This window comes from Microbacterium umsixpiens, from assembly GCF_053543675.1.
Genome location: NZ_JBLVOH010000250.1, coordinates 7,935 through 10,298, shown reverse-complemented (window position 1 = coordinate 10,298; position 2,364 = coordinate 7,935). Strand labels below are relative to the sequence as shown.

Annotated in this window: 4 protein-coding genes; all 4 read left to right on the top strand. The window is 68.4% G+C overall.

All coding sequences use genetic code 11. From position 1 onward, the window contains the following. A partial coding sequence (gene trmB / locus ACNPM4_RS20705; protein WP_448987021.1) for a tRNA (guanine(46)-N(7))-methyltransferase TrmB occupies window positions 1–329 on the top strand: 329 nt, incomplete at its 5' end. Then, window positions 326–1,216, top strand: a complete 891-nt coding sequence (locus ACNPM4_RS20700; protein ID WP_448987020.1) for a CPBP family intramembrane glutamic endopeptidase — start codon at window positions 326–328, stop codon at window positions 1,214–1,216. The genes trmB and ACNPM4_RS20700, both read left to right, overlap by 4 nt. 12 nt (window positions 1,217–1,228) lie before the next feature. Then, window positions 1,229–1,621 carry a DUF1304 domain-containing protein gene (locus tag ACNPM4_RS20695; RefSeq protein ID WP_029261906.1) on the top strand — a complete coding sequence of 131 codons (393 nt, stop codon included), beginning with the start codon at window positions 1,229–1,231 and terminating at the stop codon, window positions 1,619–1,621. 64 nt (window positions 1,622–1,685) lie between these two features. Then, window positions 1,686–2,364 (top strand): DNA polymerase IV (locus ACNPM4_RS20690; protein ID WP_448987019.1); only part of this gene is annotated, 679 nt, incomplete at its 3' end.

The following is a 2,364-nucleotide window of genomic DNA, read 5'->3' as shown; positions in this document are numbered from 1 at the left end:
AGGCTGCGGCACGCGAGGTGTGGATCTTCTTCCCCGACCCGTGGCACAAGAAGAAGCACACCAAGCGGCGTCTGGTGCGGCCGGGATTCGGCGACACCGCGGCGAGGGCGCTGAAAGACGGCGGCCTGCTGCGTCTCGCGACCGACTGGGAGGACTACGCCCTGCAGATGCGCGAGGTGCTCGACGCCGAACCGCTGTTCGAGCGCGCGTTCGACGGGGAGTGGGCCGAGCGCTTCGACGGCCGGGTGATGACCGCGTTCGAGCGCAAGGGCATCGCGAAGGGGCGCGACATCCGCGATCTGGTCTACCGGCGCCGGGCGCGCCCGTGACCGAGGTACGGCGGGAGACGACGCTGCGCCTCGCCTTCGTGCCGGCGCTACTCGTCTGTGCCGCTGCCCCGGCGTTCTTCGTGCTGGAGATCCCGTGGCTGGGCTGGGCGCTGCTCGCCCTGGGGATCGTGGTCGCGTGGCTGCTCGAACGCGGGCGGCCGGCTGAGGAGCAGGTCGTGAGCATGGGCGCACGGCGGGAGACCGCGAGGGTGATCGGCGTGCATCGGCCGCCCTCGCTCACCAGGGACCTCTCCCTGATCGCCGTCGGCCTGCTGATCGTCAGCGTCATCCCGCTCGCCGCCGAACTCGACAACCTGGCGATGCTGCGCTTCACGCTCGCGCTGGGCGGTGCGGTCGCGGTGCCCTACGTCATCTCCCGGTTCGTCTACCGCGACCGCGCCATCAGCTTCCCGTGGCGCACGCACCGTCGATGGGGTCGTCTGCAGTGGGGATGGCTGGTGGCGGTGCTGATCCTGGGGTGGTTGATCCTGCCCTTCTACTTCATCACCAGCGGCGTCTACCAGAACTGGGCGGTCGTCGACACGCCCGAGCTCATCGCCCGGCTCTTCGTCGGAGTCGGCGCCGTGGGCATCTGGGACGAGCTGTTCTTCATCTGCACGGTGTTCGCGCTGCTGCGGCGTCACTTCCCGAACCTGGTCGCGAACCTGCTGCAGGCGATCGTGTTCGTCTCGTTCCTCTGGGAGCTGGGCTACCGCGAATGGGGTCCGCTGCTGACGATCCCGTTCGCGCTGCTGCAGGGCTACATCTTCCTGCGCACCCACTCGCTCGCCTACGTCGTCACCGTGCACCTGCTGTTCGACGCCGTGGTGTTCGCGGTGCTCGTGCATGCGCACAACCCCGGGCTGCTGCCGATCTTCCTGGTCTGACAGAATCAGCACATGCTCATCGTCGGTCTCGTCCTCGCCGCAGCCGCCGCTGCGTTCCACGTCTTCATCTTCGCGCTCGAGTCGCTGCGGTGGACCGAGCCGGAGACGAGGAAGATCTTCGGCGTCGCCAGCGAGGCGGATGCCGTCACGATGAAGCAGCTGGCCTTCAACCAGGGCTTCTACAACCTCTTCCTCGCACTCACGACCCTGCTCGGTATCGGCCTCGTGATCGTCGGTTCGGCCACCGTCGGACTGACCCTGGTTTTCGCCGGCACTGCGATGATGCTCGCCGCCGCATTGGTGCTCATCCTCTCGGACCGCGCGAAGGCGCGTGCCGCACTGATGCAGGGGACGCTTCCCCTGCTCGCCCTGGTCGTCACCGCGATCGGCGTCGCGATCGGCTGATCGCCGACCGACCGGGAGCCCGGAGCGGGGTGACACGCGCGCTTCCAGCCGCCACACTCGTTGCATGGCCGACTGGGTGCTGCACTTGGACATGGATCAGTTCATCGCCGCGGTCGAGGTGCTGCGCAGACCGGAGCTCGCCGGGCTCCCGGTGATCGTGGGCGGACGTGGTGACCCCACGGAGCGCGCTGTCGTGTCGACCGCATCCTACGAAGCGCGCGCGTGCGGCATCGGTTCGGGGATGCCGCTCAAGATCGCGGCACGCAAAGCCCCGGAGAACGCCGTCTTCCTGCCTGTGGATCAGGAAGCTTATGCGGTCGCCTCCGGCGAGGTGATGGCCGCGCTCCGGTCGCTGCCCGACGTGGTGCTCGAGGTCATCGGGTGGGATGAGTGCTTCCTCGGTGTGACGACGGAGGACCCGGAGCGGATCGCCACCGCTGCACGGGCGGCCGTGCTGGCCGCGACTGAGCTGCACTGCTCCGTCGGCATCGGGGACAACAAGGTGCGTGCCAAGATCGCGACCGAGTTCGGAAAGCCGCGCGGGATCTTCCGGCTGACGGCGGAGAACTGGTTCGAGGTGATGGGCGACAAGCCCACCCGTGACCTGTGGGGCGTCGGCTCCAAGGTGCAGAAGCGACTGGCCGCGCACGGGATCACGACGGTCCGAGAACTCGCGGACGCCGACGAGCAGGCGCTCGTCGCGGAGTTCGGTCCGCGGATGGGGGTCTGGTATCACGGGCTCG

Coding starts and splice junctions, on each gene's coding strand:
- ACNPM4_RS20695 (WP_029261906.1), top strand. CDS start 1,229: ATGCTCATCGTCGGTCTCGTCCTCGCCGCAGCCGCCGCTGCGTTCCAC.